16 protein-coding genes and 2 pseudogenes are annotated in these 20,262 nt (G+C 45.3%); 8 read left to right on the top strand and 10 right to left on the bottom strand.

Going from position 1 to position 20,262, the window contains the following annotated elements:
• Positions 1-72: 72 nt before the first annotated feature.
• On the bottom strand, positions 73-303 hold the full coding sequence (locus XI25_RS30610; RefSeq protein ID WP_046681609.1) for a hypothetical protein: 231 nt from the start codon (positions 301-303) through the stop codon (positions 73-75).
• A 189-nt stretch (positions 304-492) separates the two neighbouring features.
• Here XI25_RS30610 and XI25_RS30605 point away from each other — a divergent pair, with 189 nt between their 5' ends.
• The 5 genes from XI25_RS30605 (at position 493) to XI25_RS30585 (ending at position 4,775) form a co-directional block, all read left to right on the top strand.
• Entirely contained in the window at positions 493-1,122 is a 630-nt protein-coding gene (locus XI25_RS30605; RefSeq protein WP_046681608.1) for a YfbR-like 5'-deoxynucleotidase, read from the top strand.
• A 292-nt stretch (positions 1,123-1,414) separates the two neighbouring features.
• Positions 1,415-1,993 carry an RNA polymerase sigma factor gene (locus tag XI25_RS30600; protein WP_235440522.1) on the top strand — a complete coding sequence of 193 codons (579 nt, stop codon included), beginning with the start codon at positions 1,415-1,417 and terminating at the stop codon, positions 1,991-1,993.
• Positions 1,971-2,789: a hypothetical protein gene (locus tag XI25_RS30595; protein WP_046681606.1), complete on the top strand. Its 819-nt coding sequence runs from the start codon at positions 1,971-1,973 to the stop codon at positions 2,787-2,789. Before XI25_RS30600 ends, XI25_RS30595 begins: the two co-directional genes overlap by 23 nt.
• Positions 2,773-3,645 carry an ABC transporter ATP-binding protein gene (locus XI25_RS30590; protein ID WP_046681605.1) on the top strand — a complete coding sequence of 291 codons (873 nt, stop codon included), beginning with the start codon at positions 2,773-2,775 and terminating at the stop codon, positions 3,643-3,645. The genes XI25_RS30595 and XI25_RS30590 overlap by 17 nt, the downstream gene beginning before the upstream one ends.
• Positions 3,642-4,775, top strand: coding sequence for an ABC transporter permease (locus tag XI25_RS30585; protein ID WP_046681604.1), 1,134 nt, complete (start codon positions 3,642-3,644; stop codon positions 4,773-4,775). The genes XI25_RS30590 and XI25_RS30585 overlap by 4 nt, the downstream gene beginning before the upstream one ends.
• 189 nt (positions 4,776-4,964) lie before the next feature.
• On the opposite strand, the gene XI25_RS30580 is transcribed toward XI25_RS30585, so the two are convergent.
• The 5 genes and pseudogenes from XI25_RS30580 to XI25_RS30560 form a co-directional block, all read right to left on the bottom strand.
• On the bottom strand, positions 4,965-6,659 hold the full coding sequence (locus XI25_RS30580) for a methyl-accepting chemotaxis protein (RefSeq protein WP_046681603.1): 1,695 nt from the start codon (positions 6,657-6,659) through the stop codon (positions 4,965-4,967).
• Positions 6,660-7,150: 491 nt separating this feature from the next.
• Positions 7,151-7,909, bottom strand: coding sequence for an ABC transporter ATP-binding protein (locus XI25_RS30575; protein ID WP_046681602.1), 759 nt, complete (start codon positions 7,907-7,909; stop codon positions 7,151-7,153).
• A 3-nt stretch (positions 7,910-7,912) separates the two neighbouring features.
• Positions 7,913-10,230 (bottom strand): annotated as a pseudogene (locus XI25_RS30570) (FtsX-like permease family protein).
• The gene (locus XI25_RS30565) at positions 10,215-11,513 is read right to left on the bottom strand and encodes an MFS transporter (protein ID WP_046681601.1); all 1,299 of its coding nucleotides are present in this window, start codon (positions 11,511-11,513) and stop codon (positions 10,215-10,217) included. The pseudogene XI25_RS30570 and the gene XI25_RS30565 overlap by 16 nt, the downstream one beginning before the upstream one ends.
• The gene (locus XI25_RS30560; protein ID WP_046681600.1) at positions 11,506-12,153 is read right to left on the bottom strand and encodes a TetR/AcrR family transcriptional regulator; all 648 of its coding nucleotides are present in this window, start codon (positions 12,151-12,153) and stop codon (positions 11,506-11,508) included. Before XI25_RS30560 ends, XI25_RS30565 begins: the two co-directional genes overlap by 8 nt.
• Positions 12,154-12,487: 334 nt before the next feature.
• Between XI25_RS30560 and XI25_RS33870 the strand changes: the two genes are divergently transcribed.
• The gene (locus XI25_RS33870; RefSeq protein ID WP_200901505.1) at positions 12,488-12,664 is read left to right on the top strand and encodes a hypothetical protein; all 177 of its coding nucleotides are present in this window, start codon (positions 12,488-12,490) and stop codon (positions 12,662-12,664) included.
• 806 nt (positions 12,665-13,470) lie between these two features.
• Complete coding sequence (locus XI25_RS30555; protein ID WP_046681599.1) at positions 13,471-14,811, top strand: lytic polysaccharide monooxygenase; 1,341 nt, start codon at positions 13,471-13,473, stop codon at positions 14,809-14,811.
• A 134-nt stretch (positions 14,812-14,945) separates the two neighbouring features.
• On the opposite strand, the pseudogene XI25_RS32660 reads toward XI25_RS30555, so the two are convergent.
• From XI25_RS32660 to XI25_RS30530, 4 genes and pseudogenes are all read right to left on the bottom strand, one after another.
• Positions 14,946-16,307, bottom strand: a pseudogene (locus XI25_RS32660) (IS1182 family transposase).
• Between the two features lie 219 nt (positions 16,308-16,526).
• The gene (locus XI25_RS30540; protein WP_046681597.1) at positions 16,527-17,321 is read right to left on the bottom strand and encodes a sensor domain-containing protein; all 795 of its coding nucleotides are present in this window, start codon (positions 17,319-17,321) and stop codon (positions 16,527-16,529) included.
• Between the two features lie 196 nt (positions 17,322-17,517).
• Positions 17,518-17,880 (bottom strand): hypothetical protein, encoded by a 363-nt coding sequence (locus tag XI25_RS30535; RefSeq protein WP_046681596.1) that lies wholly within the window; start codon positions 17,878-17,880, stop codon positions 17,518-17,520.
• Between the two features lie 321 nt (positions 17,881-18,201).
• Complete coding sequence (locus tag XI25_RS30530; RefSeq protein WP_046681595.1) at positions 18,202-19,380, bottom strand: MFS transporter; 1,179 nt, start codon at positions 19,378-19,380, stop codon at positions 18,202-18,204.
• A 239-nt stretch (positions 19,381-19,619) separates the two neighbouring features.
• On the opposite strand from XI25_RS30530, the gene XI25_RS37140 reads away from it, so the two are divergent.
• A complete protein-coding gene (locus XI25_RS37140) occupies positions 19,620-19,766 on the top strand; it encodes a transposase (RefSeq protein ID WP_082112555.1) in 147 nt (48 codons plus the stop codon).
• The last annotated feature ends 496 nt before the right edge of the window (positions 19,767-20,262 follow it).

Here is a 20,262-nt window from a genome sequence, read left to right as displayed (position 1 = left end):
CAGCATACATCCGTTTCACTAACGTACCAGCCTATCGGTATACTCCTCTAAACCAATCTACCATTTTAATGTCTAGAATTCTTCTGGCGGAAGGCTTTCAATGGCTGTAAAAAACACATCAAAAAGCTCTATATCAAAATTTGCCTTTATGTATTCCGAGATTCTGTTCAGTTCTTCCTGGCTGTCATATTCCAGGCATGGACGTCCTTCGCACCATAAGACCCTGCATTGAAATAGATCCGTCACATGGTCAATAACATAATCTTGCTCCACGGATTCACGGCTGGCTGCCACGATTTTCATGCCCCCTCCACAAAACTTCCACATATTAATTGCTATCCTTATTATTTAAAATTTGATCTATGTTTTCGGCGACATTTGTCACACGGATGTGTGAATAACTTCCTGTTCGAGTTAATTATCCATTAACAAATCGGGTTTATACTCTACCTAAAGACACACGCCATTAAAAAAAAGAAAGGAAATCACCATATGGGCATTCATACGTATTTTCAATCCCTAACCGATTTAGAACGAATTATCCGCTGCCCGGGTAAATTCAAGTTTCAAGAGCATAGCGTATCGGCCCATTCTTGGAAGGTCGTTCAATATGCTAAGACGCTGGCGGATATTGAAGAAAGCAACGGGGTCATCGTAGACTGGAAAAAGCTGTACGAGATTACAAGCAGTCATGATTACGGCGAAATTTTTATCGGGGATATTAAAACACCCGTGAAACACTATTCACTGGAGCTTCGGGCCATGCTGCAAAAAGTAGAAGAAGGAATGGTCGCTCATTTCATTGACGAACATATTCCAGAGGAATTTAAGGACATATTTCGCAGACAACTACGCGAAGGCAAAGACGATTCCGTAGAGGGCAAAATTTTGGAAGTCGCTGATAAACTCGATCAGATCTACGAGGCCTTTGCCGAGCTTCAACGAGGCAACACAGAAAAAGAATTTATCGGGATGTATCGAAATGCTCTAATAAAAATCAAAAAAATCAATCTTCATTGCGTTGAATATTTTTTGCGGCATATTTTGCCCGATATCGTGAGTGAAGGTTCAAAATCTCCTATCGATATTGAAAAAATTACGAAAGAAGCATTGGCGTCTTAGCAATCCTTACAGGGTTCACAACCTCTAAGTTAGTCCCCAATACTTTCAATCTTCCGAGCATCCCTTCCCATCATTTATCTACCCATCTAAAAAAATTCCATCCCCTTCATTCACGCAAAAAAACCAGCCTCTTGCAGCTGGCTTTTTGGTGTAGGCGTCTACAAATCCACTATTCGTCGTTCCATTATACTCAAGCTCCATTAGTACAAAGGCGTGGGGAGTCAAACCCCTGTCCGAAAATCGTAAATCCTTTGCCTTTTTTTCGGCTTTTTTCGTTACATATAGAGAGGGGGTGAGTACTGTTCTTACCGATGAGGAGCTAATTGAAGAGATTCGGGACGGGAGTCAAGCTGCCATGGAAGTGCTTGTAAAGCGCCATTATTCGGACGTCTACGCCTATCTGTATCGAAAGATCGGGAACCAGCATACCGCTTACGATCTGACCCAGGAAGTATTTATCAAGATGATGCAATCGCTCGGCAACTACCGTGACAAGGGGAGGTTCCGCCATTGGCTGTTGAAAATCGCGGTCAATCACTGTTATGACTATTACCGCAGCAAGCAGTACCGGCACCGGCAGGCGCATACGGAATTGGAAGTGGACATGCCGGATGAAAACAGCAATGTATGGGATCTGTTCCATTGCCGCTATCAGCAGGAGCAAGCAAAGCAGGCCGTACTCACCTTGCCGGAGGAGCAGCGGGACGCGATTATACTGAACTTCTATCATGATCTGAAAATCAGAGAGATTGCGGAGATGACGGACACGAGCGTGTCGACAATCAAATACCGTATCAAAGCGGGAATATCCAAGCTCAAGCAAATACTGCTTGCCGGAGGTGAAGGTAATGATTACAAGAAGCAAGGATAAGCCAACAGAACAGCCGCATGACGCCGATTACGAAGCTATCCGCAGCCTGCTCATGCCATATGGGGTGGAACTCCCTCCCGATAAGGGGGTAGATCAGACAATTGAAGCATTAAGAAGACATGTCCCGGTAAAGCCCGCAGCAGTACCGCCTGCGAAGCGGCGATGGGGAGATTTGATGCGCCGGGCGGGAGCAGACATCGCCATGTTCAGCCGCTTGTACTGGCTCGGCTGCCTGATTCTGTTCGGAGCAGGACTGTGGTTTACGTTAAACGCTGCTCACTCTCCCCACACCGCAGTCATCCTTTTAGCACCGCTTCCGTTTATGATTGGATTGCTGGAAGTATTCAAGGGACGAGAGCAGGGAGTGCTCGAAATCGAGCTGGCCTGCAAAATCTCCGTTCAAGAGATTATGCTGTCGCGGCTGCTGTTCATTTTGCTCCACAGCCTGGTATGGAATACATGCTTGTCGGGCCTGCTTTATTTAGTATGGGACGGCTTTTCGTTCTGGAGTCTGACATGGAGCTGGTTCACGCCGTTCATCATCGTCGCCTCCATTTCCCTATGGATCGCCATGCGCATCCGCGGCACATCTGCCATCATGGTTCTGACCGTCGTCTGGATATCGCTGGGCATGATCGTGCCGAATGTCATGCCGTACTTGATGGAAATCAACATCGGCATCACCGTCATCATCAATGTCGGGGCACTCCTGATCCTCATTCGGGAGGGCATGCAGCTTGTCCGGCGCCATTCATTTATCATAGAGGGGAGTCTGAATTATGGAGCTGACCATTGAAAATATATCGAAGCACTACAAGGACAAGCAAGCGGTGCGGCATTTCACGGCAGAACTGAGCCCCGGCGTATACGGATTGCTGGGCCCCAATGGAGCGGGCAAGTCAACACTGCTTCGCATGCTTGCCGATATCCTGCGTCCGACCTCCGGGAGCATTCGCTTAAACAATCAAGACATTAGCAAGTTGGGAGAAGCCTATCGCGACATGTTAGGCTATTTGCCCCAGCAATACGGATTCTACAAAGGGTTTACGGCCCGGCAATTTCTGATGTATATCGCTTCGTTGAAAGGGTTGGATCGAGGTTATGCCGTCGGCAAGGTCGATGAGATGCTGCAGTTGGTCGGATTGGCCGATCAGGCGAAGCGGAAGATCAAGTCCTTCTCCGGCGGAATGCGGCAGCGGCTCGGCATCGCTCAGGCACTGCTGAATGACCCGAAGGTGCTGATTCTGGACGAGCCTACGGCCGGGCTTGATCCTAAGGAACGGATTCGCTTCCGCAATATTTTGTCCGAGCTGTCGGGAGACCGCATCGTCATCTTGTCGACCCATATCGTGTCGGATGTCGAATATGCCGCCAAAGAAGTGCTGCTCATGAAGGAAGGCCGGCTGCTGAAGCAGGACAGCCTTGCTTTGCTGCTGGGAAAACTTAGCGGCGGCGTCTGGAAGGCGAAGATCGATGAGAGCCAACTGCTTCAGTTGAAGCAGCGCTTCAAAATCGGCAACATCCTCCGCCAGCCGGACGGCATTGAAGTGCGGATTCTGGCGGCAGAGCAGCCGTTCTCCTCGGCTATGCCGGAATCTCCGGGACTTGAAGATTTATATTTGCACTATTTTAACGAGGAGCTCGAAGCATGAGACAATTGTTGAAGTATGAATTAATCAAAATTTTTTCGCGCAAAAGCGTGTTTGTCGTCAGTCTGCTCCTGCTGCTCGTTTATGGCCTTTTTATCGTGAACGATATTGATTATTATGAAGACGGATCCCAACAATATAAACCATATGAACGGGTCATAACGGAACAAGATATTGCGGAGGTACTAAAAATATTCGAAGAACATGAGGACAGAAGAGCATGGCCGATCGTTGAGCGCGGCTTGCTGAATGATATTTGGGGTGCGCCCATGTTACAAGAGAAATATACGAAGCAGCTTGCGGAGATTCGGGACAAGGTTAGACTTAGCGCTCCCGGAAGTTACGAATACAAGCAGCATGCTCTGCACGAACAGCTCCTGACGCAAAAGGAGCCTCCTTCGGGACAAGTCTATTACAACAAGCCTTGGGCGAATATAGTTTATATCATAGATCAGTTCGGCGTTGCCTTCATGGGCGTGATGATTCTCATCGGTCTGGCTCCGCTGTACTCCGAGGAATATGCAACCAGAATGGACAGCCTTCTTTTAAGCGGCCGATATGGGAAGGGACGGCTCATCTCCGCCAAATGCTTGGCCGCTATTATTTATGCGTTCATATGCACCGCTGCCTTCCAACTGTTCAATCTCGGTGTGACTGCGCTGCTGTTCGGTAATCTGGATGGAGCCGGCACTCCGCTCTATAGCATAAGCAGATATTTGGACTCTTACTCGTTCCAGAGCTCGCCATATTCATGGACGGTCGGACAGTACTACGTCATTCAGCTCGGAGTGCATATCATCGGGTGCATTGCATTCGCGCTTGCGGTCATGTTCGTGTCTTCCTTAAGTAAATCATCGTTCTTGACGCTATTCATTGCGGGTTGTATCCTTGGCGCCCCTTACGTCCTATATGATGTGTTCAACATTCGAATTGCCATTACCGAGTGGCTGGCCACTTTCAGTTACAGCCAATTCATCCGGGTTACCCGATTATTTACTGGATTCGAAACGGTCAATATATTCCACGTCCCCGTCCTCTATCCCGTGGCTGCGGTAATCTGCGTCGCCGCCGTCACTGGAGTTCTTGTCTGGGCGACCCGGCGCGTGTTCCAGCGGCATCAGGTGACTCATTAGAAGCTGCACCCTTCACAATCTTCAATTCTTAGCTATTTATCTAACCAAACACCCCGGAGTCCGTATAGCTCCGGGGTATCTTTATGTATACTCATCGCTGTTTCCCGTGTCGTAATTAAAACACATAACGCCATTAGCCACGGATGTTTCCGCATCGCGCGGATGACCCATATATGGGTAGATTGAAGATTACACTTTAAACTTCATAACGAGAGCTTCCAAGCTTCGAGAATCTTTGCTAAGCAAGTCAGTAAGTGAAGCAACCTCCTGAACTAAGGAGTGTTGCTTGGCAGTCATATCGTTCACAGCTTTAACTCCTGTAAGCGATTTTTCAGCTACAGCTGCCATTTCGGAAACGGATGCGGCAATTTCTTCTGAACCTGCCGCCATTTGTTCGCTGATAGCAGAAACCTCGTGAACTTGCAAAGCTACTTTCTGAGTGGATTTCAAAATGTTTTCAAATGATTCGATGGCTTCTTCCATCTTCTTTTGGCCCGTCAACACTTCTCCCGTCACTTGCTGCATCGCACGTTCGGTTTCCTTAGAGTCTTTCACAATATCCTGCAACAATCCGAATATTTGTCCGGTTGAAGTAGAGGCGTGCTCTGCCAGCTTTCGGATTTCGCTGGCCACTACCGAAAAGCCTCTTCCATGTTCGCCTGCTCTTGCCGCTTCAATTGAAGCATTTAACGCAAGCAAATTCGTTTGACTCGATATTTCCGTGATTGAGCTAACAATTTTCTCGATATGAGAAGAGCGTTCTTTCAAATTAGATACGATTTCTACCGTAGAACTTACAGAATCGCTAATTTGGGCCATCTGCTTGCTAACTTGCTGTATAAAGTTCACGCCGCTTGCTGCCTCTTTCTCCGTCTCCGTTGCGGTATTCGCAAGATCCTCCGCGGATTCGGCGACGCGCTGCACGCCTGCAGACATTTCATTGATGGCATGAGAAGCATCAAGTGTGCTTTGCACGGATGTTGTCGCCCCTCGCTCAATACCGGTTCCCTGTCTGGTAATTTCCTCTGTCGCATTTGCGGTTTCTTTCGTATTTTCAACCAGTTTACTTGATGAATTCAATACACTGCGGGAGGTATCACGGACATCTTTAATAATGGATTGCAGAGTCTCCAACATAGCATTTAAGGATTTCGAGATTTCTCCAATTTCATCTTTGCCGGAATAATCCAGTCTTCCGGTAAGATCACCCCCGCTCTGCGCAATTTCGGCGATTTTTTCATTGACTAACTTAAGCGGTTTTAACTTAACAAAAATAATAATAAGTATTGCAAGTAATGCCGCAAATGTAATTATAAGCAAAAGAACAGTTACCGAAAGCATCAAGCTTGCTTTTTGCTTTGCAACGTTTGCTTCATTTTCCGCTCTAGTATTCATCTTTTGTTCAAATTGCTGTAGCGGCTCCATGATGGTCTTTTTGTTCGCATCGTAATTGTTGTCAAACATGAGTTTCCGGGCTTTGGCAAAATCTTTGCCTTCCACAGCTTTCATTGCCTCACTTTCTGTTTTGACAAGAACATCCGATTTTTGTTTTGACTGTGAAATAAGATCCAGCTCTTCTTTAGGCGCACCCAATTCAGTTAATCTCTCCACTACATGATCTCTCGTTTTGGTCTCGTTTACTTCTTTCCAATAGTTGTCAGAGTGGACTTTATCTCCGAACTGCACGAAAGCTCTTGCTTCGTTAGTCAAATAGTTCGAGGAGTTGGCTAAATCGATACCTAATTGCTTGAATTCTGCTTGCCTTTTTACAGCGACGCGTTCCTGCGCTACGCTCTTTTGCAGGTTATAAATACTAATTCCGTTCAGGACCGTCAGAAAAATAAAAACTCCACTCATCGTTTTGAGCCAGGTAGAAATCTTCATTATTAGCCCCACTCCTTTATTATGAAAAAAGACATTATTTAGCTTTATCGGTTGACTTTATTCGACAAAACATAGATCTTTTTACCCATTTAAAAAATGTAATAATATGGTGATTGTCTATAACAAGCTTGTTGATCTTATTTTAATGCTGCAAGTACCGGATAAGTAAAATCCACAACCTCATGCGGTTGTGGATTTACATGGTAGAGGTGAGGGGAGTTGGACCCCTGGCCAAAATAAGGCCATCGTCTAAATTCGTCATGCAGGGTTGCGGTCACCTTCCATTTATCGAGGAGCCGCATGAATTCAACCAAATGGTTCTTGATTTCCTGTCAAATAGAACGAGCCCCAATTCCAACCCGCTTGAGCATGCCCTTCATTTATTTCACTGATTCAACACGCAAAAAAGCCAGCCTCTTATGGCTGGCTTTCGTACCGATATCCGAGTGACCTTTCAGGCATGATCCCCATCGTGACTGTTAAACAACAAATCAAATTCCGATTTCTCTCATTTTCGCCGTGACTTTCTCGACCCTGCCATCCATATCCGTCCCGTCAAACTTCGGAAGTTCCAAATCGCTTATGATGGTTCCGTCGCGCATAAACATAATGCGCTCCGTCCGCGCCGCAACCTTGGCGTCGTGAGTTACCAGCATGACCGCCGTACCCTCCGCGTTGATTTCGGAAAATAAGTCCATAATCCCCTGCGCGGATTGGGAGTTGAGCGCACCCGTAGGCTCGTCGCCAAAAATAATTCTCGGGCTGTTCATAAGCGCGCGGCATATTCCCGCACGCTGAAGCTGACCTCCCGAAACCTGGGTTATGTCGCGCTTTTCAAGCTCCGCAATGCCCACCCTTTTCATAAGCGCCCTTGCTTTTTCCGTCATTTTTGCGGCGTTTTTTCGGTTGTCCCGCATGGACGGAAGAATGATGTTGTCGAGGATATTCAGATTTTTCAGCATCGTCGGCTGTTGGAAAACAAATCCCATCTTTGTTCTGCGTAGATCGGAAAGCTCATTCTCCCCCATCTCCGATAAATCCCTGCCGTCAACAACGACTTTTCCGCCATTCACGTAATCCGTCCCGCTCAGCGCAAACATCAGCGTTGATTTCCCCGAGCCCGATGGGCCCATCACCGCAACGAACTCGCCCTCGTTTACGTAAGCGGACACTCCGTCGAGAACATTGCGCTTTTCATCGCCCTCGCCGAAAGATTTTATGATGTGATCACCGATAATCATCTTTTTCATATGTTACTCCTTTAAATTTTCGGAAATTTTGATTCGTCCCGCGCCCGATGTGCCGATGATCGTTGCGATAAGTACCGAGCCTATCAACATCAGCGGACTAAGCAGATATGCAGAAACCGGATTGACCGCAAAATGAAACGTCGACGCTCCAAAAGAGGAGATCACCGCGCTCGCAAGCTTCTCTCCGAGCGTGTTAGCCAGAAGCGTGCCGAGAACGATTCCGACAATCAGCACGAATACCGAACGCGAAACATACTGCGCCTTCATATCCGAATTTGTAAAGCCGAACGCTTTCATGACGGCAATGGAATATCTGTCTTTGGCGACAAGCATTTTCATGAACAACAGCGTAACCAATACCGTTATCATCAGCGCGACGCAATTGCCGACTTGGAGGCCTTTCCGACGGAGCTTATGGTCGAGCCGTATGTCTGTGCCATATATTCATCGATGTCCGAAACCTTTGCATAATCAAACCTGTCCGCATATTCCGAAACCTTACTGTCGAGAAGAGATCGATCGGAAAGCTCCGCACAGATGACGTACCACATAATGTTCGCCGAATGGTCGGTAAAAACAGCCTTTGCGGTTTTACCTCCGTTGGTAATGTCGGAATAAATGCCGCTTACCGTGAGCTTTTTTTCCTTCCCTTCCATCACCAGCGTAATGATCTCGCCGACCTTTTTGCCCAGTTCATCGGCGTTCATCGCCGAAAGCGCAATTTCGTTTTCTGCGGCGGGTGCTCTGCCCTCGGCATATTCTACAGGAAATATGGAATGGTCGCCGAGCTCAATTTTTAACCTTTCCTCCGAGCCGTCCTCCGTTTTTGCTTGAAATGTTTTGGTTGTAAGCACGGCATGCTTTGAAATGGCACTGTCGCTGTTCATCGCTTTTATAATTTCAGCGGCTTTTTCAGAAATATGGTCGGTCTGCTGAATGTCTATGCGTATATCGCTGTTACCGATCCCCATATATTTGATGAAGTTTTCCGAGGAAATCGTGTTGTGCAGGTTCTGCGGAACAATCATGATGAATGCGGAAATCACAAGCACGGCAAGCATGGTGGCGTAAAGTCTTTTCCGTGCGAGAACATCTTTGACACCGAGAAAAACATTCGTGTTCAACAGCTTGTTTCCGCTCAGGTTAATACGCTTTGCACCCACGGTTTTTTCCTGTGAAATGCCAAAGCGGATGGCTTCGGCGGCAGATATGTTCCGAAAGCGTCTCAACACTCCGTTTACATAGGCAATGATTGCAAGGAACACAAGCAGTATGCCGATGATTCCGAACAACAAGGCAAAAGAAGCATTTTCGCTTTCACCCATATAGAGCCGGATATTTCCAAGAAGCAAACCTTTGAACATAAACGAAAGCGCAAAACCGAGTATGCAGCCTGCTGCCGCAATCGCCGCGTACTTCGCAAGATAAATCTTCTTGATGTCGGAGATCCGCAGCCCGATTGCTTTCATAACGCCAATTTCGCGGTAATCGTCGTCGATTTTCGCAAGGAGCGTAAAGCGTATGCACATCAATGCGATGGCAACGACAAGCAGGCTCACAAGAAGGATAACCCCAATCATCATCCCGTCGGAAAGAGCGTTCATCGTTTTGAAAAGCGGATATGTAATGGTTGGTCCGTTCGCTTCAAATCCCGCGGAAGCATAAGCCGTTTCGAATTCGCCGAGCTTCGACAAGTCCTTTAATCTAAACTCAATCAGATACTCTATGCTTCCAAGATTTTTTAGATCCTCGAAATCAGATTTACTGATCAGAAATCTTTTGGAAGAGGCTAGGGCGGAATTCATCTGCGAATCGCGGAGAAAACCCGCAACGGTAAATGCCTTGCCGCTGATTACGGCCTTGTCACCGACCTTTGCGGTGTTGTCCTTCATATAACTTATCGGAACATAAAGCTGACCCTCGGAGACGTGTATGACGTTTCCGTCCAGATCAAGGAGATAATCGAACTTCTCGCTCTGTATGCTAAACCCATTGTCCTGAACGCTTTTCGCAAGCGAACGATTGCCAAAACGAATTTGCGAGCCGTCCATGTTAAGAAATTCAAGCACCTGAAATTCATCGACGTTATGATTTTGCTCCGCAAAAGCCTTAAGCCGTCCAGTATCAAGTTCACCCGAATGCATCTGCATAAAATGCGGCGTTTTCGCTTGCGTCATCAGCGTATCCAGCGCACCCGAAAGATTGACGACGAGTATCGCCGCAAGCGAAACGAGCATGGCCGCGGCAGCCACAAACATCGTTGTCGTCAGCGTAATTGCTTTGCTTTTTAAGATATCGTTGCGGATTATCCTCCAGTACATAAGCCACCTCTGTTTTCAAGCTCTTTAACCGATTTCAAGTTGTACAGAATTACGGAAGTCGCACATAACAGCATCCCAGCGATGATAATAAGAAATCCCGTTCCTCTGCCGCTGCCCGTGCCGATGATTTTTCCCACGCTGTCAGCAAGCACCCCGCCGTCAACTAATAAAGGAGTGAACACATAATCCGCCAGCACACCCGAAAACGCATAGGCGGCAACAAATCCAAGCTGAGAAATGATTCCGATAAGCGCCCACGCTCTGCCCTGAACCGAATTATCTATGTTGGTGCGAACAAGAAAGTCCAGGCTCGTGTTCGTAAACGGGAGCATTGAAAAAAACAGAAATCCCGAAATGCAAATCAATACGATATTTTCGCGCAATCCGAACACCGCCATAAATATTCCGATACAAAACAGCGATATCGAAAGAATTTTCACATAACCTTTTTTGATGGGAAGAAATCCTATGATCACACTGGATACGAGCATTCCCGAAGCGATAATGGTTTCAATCGTTCCTACTGCGGAGCTGTCCGTAAAAGCAAGTAACATCGGTATGGATAGTGTTTCAACAACTCCAAGATAAAATGTCAACACCGATGTCATGACCACAAGAACAAGCACGCCTCTGTTTCCAGATACGGCGCTCCAACCTTCTTTGAATTCGCGGATGAACGATTGGGTCTGTTCGCATGTCTTGGTAGCAAGGCCGCTGCGTACAGCAAGCGTTGTAGCAACGGTGACAAAAAAAGTGCAAATGTCGATGACAAGCAACAGCTTTATGTCCGAAACGGTTAGCAGAAATCCCGCAACTATTGGGGAAATCAGAAATTTTGCCGAGCCCGCTACCTGGACAAGACCGCTTGCCTTCGTGTACTGCTCCTCGGTAAGCAAATCCGTAACCGTAGCTTTATACGCAGGATCGAGCAGCGATGAAAACACCGAACTTATGGTAACCCCCACGCAAATCTGCCATAGCTGTGCTTCTCCCTGAAGCATACAAATGAGGATGTATACAAGTCCTATCGCGGAAAGACTGTCGCCTAACACCATTAAAAGCCTGCGATCATAGCGGTCCGCAAGCACTCCAGCAAAGGCGCTTAAGAGAAGCGAAGGCATAAACGCAAGCAAGGTTACAAGTGCCATGGCCGATGCCTTTCCCGTCTGCTGGAAAACATAAATCCCAAGCCCGAACGACGTAAGCCCGTTTCCTATGGTTGAGACAAGTTGTCCCGACCACAGCAGCAGAAATTTCTTGAAGGATTTCCCCGATTTATTCATGGCTGCTTTCCTCTCCTCCGCCAAACATCTGCATAACGTCCATAAGACTCCCGCTTTCTGCGCCGAGCAGCCTTTCGACGTTGCAAACAAAGGCCAGCATGCGTGAAACGCGCTCCTCGTTCGTCATTGGAACCATATCATCGTCAAAAACCGTATTCGCATAGATCACAACCATTTCCATGCATTCATACGGGAACGGCGTGCTGAACAGTCCCTGTTCAATGCCCTCGCGGATGATTTCCGTCAGGATCGGCGGAACGCCATTGATGATGACCTTTTGTATTTTTTGATGCATAAGCGCGTTCTGCGGCTTGTGAATATGCTCCATAATTTCCTTGCTGCTTCCGCCGCTTAGGTTCAGTGCCATCACAACGCGGATAATGCGCTCGACTACGGGGATGCTCTTGTCTGCGGCAATTTCCCGTGCCCCATCCAAAAGACGGACATTATACCGATCGATCAGCGCGTCCATAATATCCTCTTTCGACTTGAAGTGATGATACAATGTTCCCCGCGCAATTCCGACCTTTTCGAGAATATCGTTTGTACTTGTGCCGTCAAAACCCTTCTGACCGAAAAGCTCATCCGCCGCGTCAAGGATTTCGTTTCTCCGTTCCTCCGCTTTTTTTACAACTCTCATTTGTATACCCCCTTAAAACCGACCGACTGCCTGTCGGTTAAATAATAACATGTTATTTTGTGATGTCAAGTCGGTTCTACATCTCGTTAAAAGAAAAGCCACATAAAACAAGCCAATAAGAAAAACGTCTATCGACGTACATTTTCAAGGAAGCCCGACCGCATTTAGCCGAAATTTTTCTTCCGATATAAAGAAGCCGCGTCTTTGAAGCTTATACTGTTCTTATATCTAAAAAAATGGGCTTTCGCCCCGAAATACAGCACGAATAGCCACACAGCAGCCAGCGTATAATAAAATTCACAACCTATTCCAGTAAACAAGGAGGACCTTTCAATTGAGCCCGAACCAACCGGACAAGAACCTGACCAACACGGTGAAAGAGCTGGATGCGGCACCCGTGAACAGCCATGAGGCCCAGCAACAACAGCAGGCCCGCAATGATCGCCGGAAACAAGCGCTGCATGACAGCAATGGCAAATACACGGAAAATGAATCCGGCAACTATCATTAAACGCCGTATTCTTTACAACGTGTTTCAATAAGAAAAACGTCTATCGACGTACTTCACAGAAGACAGACCGCATTTAGCGGAAGTTTTTCTTGCGATATAGAATTCCATCAGCTCCGCTGATAACTTATAAATTCTATATCTATAAAAAAGGCCCTGCTAAAGGGTCTTTTTACTGATTATTTCTTCACCGGTAGTGGTATATCATCGTAGCATACATCCTCAGCATCCCTTTGCCGATCTGATCGATTGAAACCTTCATGTCCTCACTCGCTTTGACAAGTAACTTTAAAACAACCCATCCGATTTCGATGTCCCTCCCGTTAAACGCCCACTGACGTACTTTCACGGATGAACAGACATCTCTCTTAACAATACCCCCAATGGACAACATGTCTACATCAGGGGCTTCGAATCGCTTTCTTATCTTCAGAATCCTATTCCTAGGATTGGCTCTTAGCGTAGGCCTCTACTCAAAATTTATCGCTTTCCACTCAACTTCCAACAACAATCTTGTCAGGTTATCGACCGACATTTTTAGGCGCTCTCTTATAATAGTTCTCATAACCATTGCAGTGCATAGAAGTCTAATATAAAATGGCGTTAAATTCCTTTTAATTCCATAATTGATCCAAAATGTGATTCGTTTAGTGTAGATGATTACCAAAAACATTAGTTATTTATGTTTACTTATTGAGCATACATATTGACCTGGAAGGAGGTGAGGAAGAACGCCGTTATGCAATCAAGGTGCGAATGAGCGTTTGGTTCTTCGTGCATAGTTTATCGAAAAGAGGAGGGTTTTTTTGATGCCAACCCTAAGTTTGCCTAATTCTGGACTCATTAAGAAAGTTTTGGCCGGCGGTCTATTGATGACGCTCGCTTTTATGGCTCTGTTCTTATTCGAGTCCAAAGCATCCGCTCACGGATATGTAAGTAATCCTTCCAGCCGTGCGGATTTATGTGCAAGAGGAATCAATACGAATTGTGGACTTATTATTTATGAACCGTATAGCTTAGAAGCAGCCAAAGGATTCCCGGCAGCAGGTCCAGCCGATGGTAAAATTGCAAGTGCTAACGGCTTGTTCGCTCCGCTTGATCAGCAATCCGCAACGCGTTGGACAAAAGTAAACATTTCACCTGGACCAACGACTTTTGACTGGAAGTTAAAAGTACCTCATGCAACAGCTAGCTGGAAATATTATATTACCAAGCAGGATTGGGACCCGAATGCACCATTAACTCGTGCATCCTTCGACTTAACTCCTTTCTGTAATGTACCGTATAAGGGCATGCCGTCAAATACCTATTCCGACACTTGTAACGTACCGAGCAGAACGGGATATCAAGTCATTCTCGCTGTTTGGGAAATTGCGGACACAGGAAATGCATTCTATAACGTGATCGATGTGAACTTCACCGGTGGTGGAAATCCAGATACAACAGCGCCAACTGCTCCTACAGGAGTAACAGCTTCCAATGTTGCAACCACTAGTGCAACCATTTCTTGGAATGCTGCTACAGATAATGTCGGCGTTACGAATTATCGTATTTTTAACGGTTCAACCCAAATCGCTTCCACAAGTGCATTGAATTACAATCTAACAGGTTTAACACCTAATACAACCTATACCATTACCGTTAAAGCCGTAGATGCTGCTGGGAACGTATCACCGGCCAGCAATGCTGCATCTTTCACCACACAAGCTGTAGAAGGTCCTGATACGCAGGCTCCTTCAGTCCCTACAAGCTTGCATGTGATGGGTACAACTACATCTACTTCAGTTCCTTTAATGTGGAATGCTTCAACGGACAATGTGGGTGTAACAGGCTATCAAGTGTTCCAAGGCTCGACATTAGTCGCTACGGTTTCGGGTTCAACGCTTGAATACACGGTTACGGGGCTGTCGCCAAATACGGCTTACTCCTTTACTGTAAAGGCTGTTGATGCCGCTGGTAATGTATCCGCTGCTAGCAATATAGTCAATGTAACTACACCTAACGCACCTGTCACATACCCAGCCTGGGATGCATCCACGGTTTATGTTGGTGGCAGCAAAGTAAGCTATAACGGTGTAAACTATGAAGCGAAATGGTGGACGCTAGGTGAAACTCCAGGAAGTGCAGACGTTTGGAAAGTCATTCCTTAATATTCTGATTTCATAAAAAATGACTACAGAAAATTCTGTAGTCATTTTTCAGATTGTCGAGAAACCCTGTCCTTTTTCAAAGGTCACAGGGTTTCTCTTGTTTGCCTGCTGTGGATTTGAGGAAGAACGAGGGACTAGCCCCGTTTTTCCAGGCGATCCAGATGTATCGCCATCTTCTTCATGTTCTGCACGGCCGCTGTCATCAGGGCTTGTTCCCTGACGTTCTGTAAACCGCGCAAACGACAATAGCGAAACCCATGGAGCTCTTTGGCGTCCGCGAAGCTTCGCTCAATCGTTTCTTTTCGTTTTCGGTATAAATATTTGCCGGATCGGCTAAGCCGGTTGCCCCGGACCCATTCCTTGCTGTCCTCCCAGACATGCCGGGTTACCACCTTCTGGTGGTTCCGGGACCTTGTACATTCATTTAACATAGGGCAGTTCTTGCAGCGCTGCGAATCGGAAGCATACTGCCTGTATCCTTGACGATTGGTAGTTCGGTAGGTCAACTCTTGGTTAGCCGGGCAAATGTAAATATTCCGTTCCGTATCATAGGTAAACTTCCATTTCGGGAATAAGCCTTGGGTCGGTCGAAATCGCCGGTGGGCAATGACGGCAAAAATGTTTCGATTCTGCAACCCTCTGCAGATAGGCGAAGTTAAATAACCCGAATCCAGAGCAACCGCTTCAACTTTAAAGCCAAATCGTTCCTGCTGGCGATCTAAACGTGACAAATACGGCACCGAATCATGCACATTCCCTGGGGTAATATGTACATCGGTAACCATATTGTACTTCAGATCAACCGTACGATGATCCAAATAAAAGAATCCTTCCGGTTTGCCATCTCGAATCATATAACCGCTATCTGGATCGGTTGTGCTCACTTTAACCCTCTTTTTCTTCCACCACGTCCTCTCTAGGTTTTAAAGCTTTTTTCCATGTCCCTTCCGGTCTGATTCAACGGCTGCATTCAGCTCATCCACGTAATCTCGAGTGTTCTGTAGAACCTGTTCTTTGGTATATCTATGCTTGTTCGCATTGGCCTTAACATGGGTAGAATCTGAAATTAAAACGCGCCCACCGACCATCCGATGCTCAATGGCCTGAAGCACAATTTCATCGAAAATGTCCTGGAAAATATTCGTGTCTTTAAAGCGAGTACGACGGTTCCAGCTAATGGTTGAATGGTCGGGGACTTTGTCTGTCAGGCCTAGTCCTAAAAACCAACGGTAAGCCAAATTTGTCTGAATTTCACGTTCCAACTGACGTTCTGAACGGATGCCGTAAAAATAACCGAGAAAAATCATCTTGAACAACACTACAGGATCGATGGCAGGACGCCCATTGTCCGTGCAATAAAGAGGGCGAACCTTCTCATCAATAAAGGAAAAGTCGATATGCTTATCTATTTTACGAAGCAAATGATCTTGGGGGACCAAATCTTCAATGGATACAAGTTCATAAGCCTGTTGTTTTTCCCAGTTTGAACGCAGCATTGTAAGACACCATCCGATCTTGTTTTATTGCTTATATTATATAATATTAACGCGGTGTCGTGTTGAAATAAATAATATAAAAAATAGCTGTCGAGACTTTTTCGACAGCCTGAAAAATGACTACAGAAAATTCTGTAGTCATTTTTCTTATCTTATATTTATCCCATCCAGCTAATATCAGCATGGAGGACTCCGAAAAGGTATTAAAAAAGAGAGCTTCTAAAGCTCTCTATGGGCTGGCTGCATCATCCCTTGAGTGGGGTGATCCTCTTGGTACTCGTAATATTGCGGCTGAACGGGCGCATGGATGGGTGCTTCCATTGGCGGCACTGACGGCTGCTGATATGGCTCATCCACATACATAATTCTACGCTGAATTTGCATGAGCCCATTCACGACGCGCAGCGCGATCCAGAAAAGGATAAGACCAACGCCTACGTACAGCAGATATTGCTGATTATAGGTCCAATCTATATGAAAATAACTAAACAAGCTATTCTCTAAAATATCAAGCTGCATTTCGTTCATCAAAATGATATGCACGACAGGAAGAGCAATTAATCCAAGTCCTAGTGAAATCGCTGTTACCATAATAACAACGAATACAATGCCTGTTACAAATCTTAGGAATACAAGCAGCAGATTTCGAATGAATAGCCCACCATCAAAGCCTCTCACCATTCGCTTCAACCAGTTCTCCCCAGATTCAGATTGCTGATTGTAGGTATACGATACAGAAGGAGTAGGTAAACCTAAAATTTGTCTAATCATGCTTTGTTCAAAATTCACAATCCCATTCAACAGCTTGGCTACTCCAAAAAACAGCGGTATTCCGATAAATATTGGAGTCAAACCGATGGATAGTGCAAGTCCCGTTACCGCTACTGTAAAATAAATAATCCCTAACGGGAGAGATAGCAAGAAATAGAGGATCGTTGCATAGGTTTTTGGATTAAAAAGCGCCCAATTCACCTTGCCTGCCCGCGCCGTTGCAGTCGCTTCTGTTGCCTTCATATTCAAACACCCCTTATGGCTTCATAAGTCACGCTCCGAGTTATAAATCCATTATATCCGCCTTAACTGGCTGACATAACCGTCTTAGGGAGTGTCTGAACCTAGACTTTAGACTAGGGACTGTCCTGCTCAGATGAACTTATTGAAGCAAAGACACTTTTTAAACTCGCCGAACGACCTTTAAACACAATATAAACTATAGTGAAAAATCCGTAACACCCTTTTTATAGGCATACTTCAGAGTATAGGTTTCTTCTTTTCCATAGGGCATGGTAGCAATTTTTATACGGGTATAATCAAGCCTGCTCTCTCTTAACACTCTTTTTACCAAGGCTATACTCCGTTCCTCTTCCGTGATGACACAAAATATATTAAGAGCATATTGTTTCGGATCGGATATGCATTTCCCCATATCAAAGCCGTCAACATAGCCTAAATCAGCATCTGCTAGAGATATCTCCAAATATTCCATTACCTTTTCTCTTAACCAGTGGTCGCGTTGGCTGCCTTTTGCACTTTTCAGAGGATACTGTACCACTAACCAGAATTTTTCGCTCATTCCGATTCACCAGCCAATTTCAGTTATTATACTTACTTGTGCACATAAACTGCCCCTGTCATCGGCTTTTGTCAGGGTCAGCTTGATTGTCTTCTCTATCTCAGTTAAAACCTCCAAAACGACGGGAGGATTTTATTGACCATCGTGTTTTAAAATTACATCTGCCGACCAGTCGGGAAGCTAGAGCAGGCTTGAGATTTTGTAGAGACTGACCGTATCGCCAGCGAATGTCCTCAGCCGCCAATGCTACTCATGCACGAATTAGGCCTTAGCGATTTACTGGAAAAGGTAGTTTTCTTCAATAATATCTTCGCTTTAAGCTCATTTATGGAAATGAGTCCGGTTCTCTATCGTAACCACTGGATGATCCGGTTCGTCTTTTGGGAGCATAGTTAACAGGAGTGGAACGAGCAGAGCCATACTTACTGCAAATATAATATAAGGAACAGTAGGGCCATATGTATCAAACACAAAACCACCCAATGCAGGTCCTATAATCCCCCCAAGATATGAGCCGATGGAATATTTGCCGGAGGCATCCCCAATATGTTCTTCTGAAATCCCCCTAAAAAACATGGCATCAAGAGAAAGAGAAGATGTAAAATGGGAAATGATAAAAATGGTCCAAAGTACAGCAAAAATACTTAGCCTAGGGGAAAATACAACGGTCGAAATGGTGATGCAGGAGATAACGATTGAAATAGTAATAGCCTTACGATAACCTGCACGATCTCCAATTTTGCCCAAAAAGGAACCTGAGAAAGAAGAGACAAGCATGGGCAACAAAAAAGTAATTGCGATTTCTTCGATGTCCGCATCAAATCCTGCCTGTAAATAGGGTATTAATAACACACCAATCATACTGAAAAACAAACAGAGCAGCATATTAACGAACCAGATTTTGCGCTTTTCTGGAGATAAAATAAATTTAGGCAGATCTATCATACGTTGCTGCTCAGATGCTCGGGATGTGGCCAAAGTATAAACAAATGCCAACGCGGCAACTGCTCCACAAACCATAAATAATATTGTCCATCCGTTTAGGAGTTCGTATCTGTATAGAATATAAAAACATAATCCAACACCAATAAGACCGCCTAAATTTCGGTTGCTGCCAAATCCCCCCAACTTTTGTGCAAACCCACTTTTTGTATCTGTGATCATTCCGTATAGGGATATTGTAAGTAGAATACTTGCCATACCATGTATCACTCTGGCGAGAAGCAGAGTCGGTAATTCAGTCGCAACCGCATACACAAAGTACGCTATGCAAAAACACAATAAAGAGCTTATAAATATGGAGCGCCGACTGTATTTATCCGAGACCTTACCAAGAACAAGTCTCATGATCAATTGAAATATGGAGAACACCGAAATTAAGATCGTAAATTGAAACGTAGTAAATCCCAACTCTTTTGTATACACAGGCAATAAAACGTCAAAAAAAATGATTGGCAAAGAAATCATAATAACAGGAATCTTTAATTTTTTATAATCCATGACAATACCTCTCTATTTTTTCTGAAGCCGATTGTTCTATGCAAATAATACTTTACCTCTTCGATCCATTCCCTCATCTGTAAACTAAGCGTGCTTTTCCCTGCCCCGTTAGTTCCCGCAAAAACGGTGCATCATCGTGAAAAAGAAAAGGCTGATGTGGACGCCTTTATTCGCTTCCTCGAGATCCTCTGTCCGCGTACCCGAATGGAAAAATCGCCATGATTTAAGATAACAGTCGGATTCATCATGCCACCGGCTTGCAGCCCTTTCTGAAGAAACATCCGTCCCTGCACTTGGTCTTTCTGCCACCGTATGGTTCAAACCTGAATCCAGTCGAAGGACTTTGGCTGCGGCTCAAATCCGATGTGGTCAATAACGTCTTTTGAGAAGTTCTATAAGATTAAGCTTCATGTCCGCCAGTTTATGAACGAATCAATAAGCATCCGATGGAAACTATTGATCGCCTGTTGATTAGGTTTTAATCTTAGTTGCGTTTTATACAATTTTAAAAATCACCCCATTATAACAATAATATGGGAAAACCACCAACCAGAACAACTGATTGATGGCCTTTAAGTAATTAATAGAGGCGAGGGGAGGCCAATGATCTTTCTTCAAAATATTACTTTAATAACGATCCATCGTCTCCGAACGAATTCAAATCTGATTCATTATATTTTAATCCCTGCCCACGGTAATGTTGTATTTAATGTTGCAATTGGATTGTAAAGCGCACCTAATATTGTGTGTATATAACGTTTGCAATAAGGTTTTCTATACATTTAAAATTCCAAGGATTCGGCAACCTCTGTTAATGTGGAAAACCAGTCTGAAATGAAGGTGGATATTAATGAATAAGGGCATAAATGAACTATGCACTCT

Origin of the sequence: Paenibacillus sp. DMB20, assembly GCF_000987955.1 — a bacterium.
GTDB lineage: Bacteria > Bacillota > Bacilli > Paenibacillales > Paenibacillaceae > Paenibacillus_AQ.
The sequence above is the reverse complement of the archived record's forward strand: the minus strand, read 5'-3'. Positions and strand labels throughout refer to the sequence as shown.

Coding starts and splice junctions, on each gene's coding strand:
- XI25_RS30610 (WP_046681609.1), bottom strand. CDS start 303: ATGAAAATCGTGGCAGCCAGCCGTGAATCCGTGGAGCAAGATTATGTT.
- XI25_RS30605 (WP_046681608.1), top strand. CDS start 493: ATGGGCATTCATACGTATTTTCAATCCCTAACCGATTTAGAACGAATT.
- XI25_RS30595 (WP_046681606.1), top strand. CDS start 1,971: ATGATTACAAGAAGCAAGGATAAGCCAACAGAACAGCCGCATGACGCC.
- XI25_RS30590 (WP_046681605.1), top strand. CDS start 2,773: ATGGAGCTGACCATTGAAAATATATCGAAGCACTACAAGGACAAGCAA.
- XI25_RS30585 (WP_046681604.1), top strand. CDS start 3,642: ATGAGACAATTGTTGAAGTATGAATTAATCAAAATTTTTTCGCGCAAA.
- XI25_RS30580 (WP_046681603.1), bottom strand. CDS start 6,659: ATGAAGATTTCTACCTGGCTCAAAACGATGAGTGGAGTTTTTATTTTT.
- XI25_RS30575 (WP_046681602.1), bottom strand. CDS start 7,909: ATGAAAAAGATGATTATCGGTGATCACATCATAAAATCTTTCGGCGAG.
- XI25_RS30565 (WP_046681601.1), bottom strand. CDS start 11,513: ATGAATAAATCGGGGAAATCCTTCAAGAAATTTCTGCTGCTGTGGTCG.
- XI25_RS30560 (WP_046681600.1), bottom strand. CDS start 12,153: ATGAGAGTTGTAAAAAAAGCGGAGGAACGGAGAAACGAAATCCTTGAC.
- XI25_RS30555 (WP_046681599.1), top strand. CDS start 13,471: ATGCCAACCCTAAGTTTGCCTAATTCTGGACTCATTAAGAAAGTTTTG.
- XI25_RS30540 (WP_046681597.1), bottom strand. CDS start 17,321: ATGAAGGCAACAGAAGCGACTGCAACGGCGCGGGCAGGCAAGGTGAAT.
- XI25_RS30535 (WP_046681596.1), bottom strand. CDS start 17,880: ATGAGCGAAAAATTCTGGTTAGTGGTACAGTATCCTCTGAAAAGTGCA.
- XI25_RS30530 (WP_046681595.1), bottom strand. CDS start 19,380: ATGGATTATAAAAAATTAAAGATTCCTGTTATTATGATTTCTTTGCCA.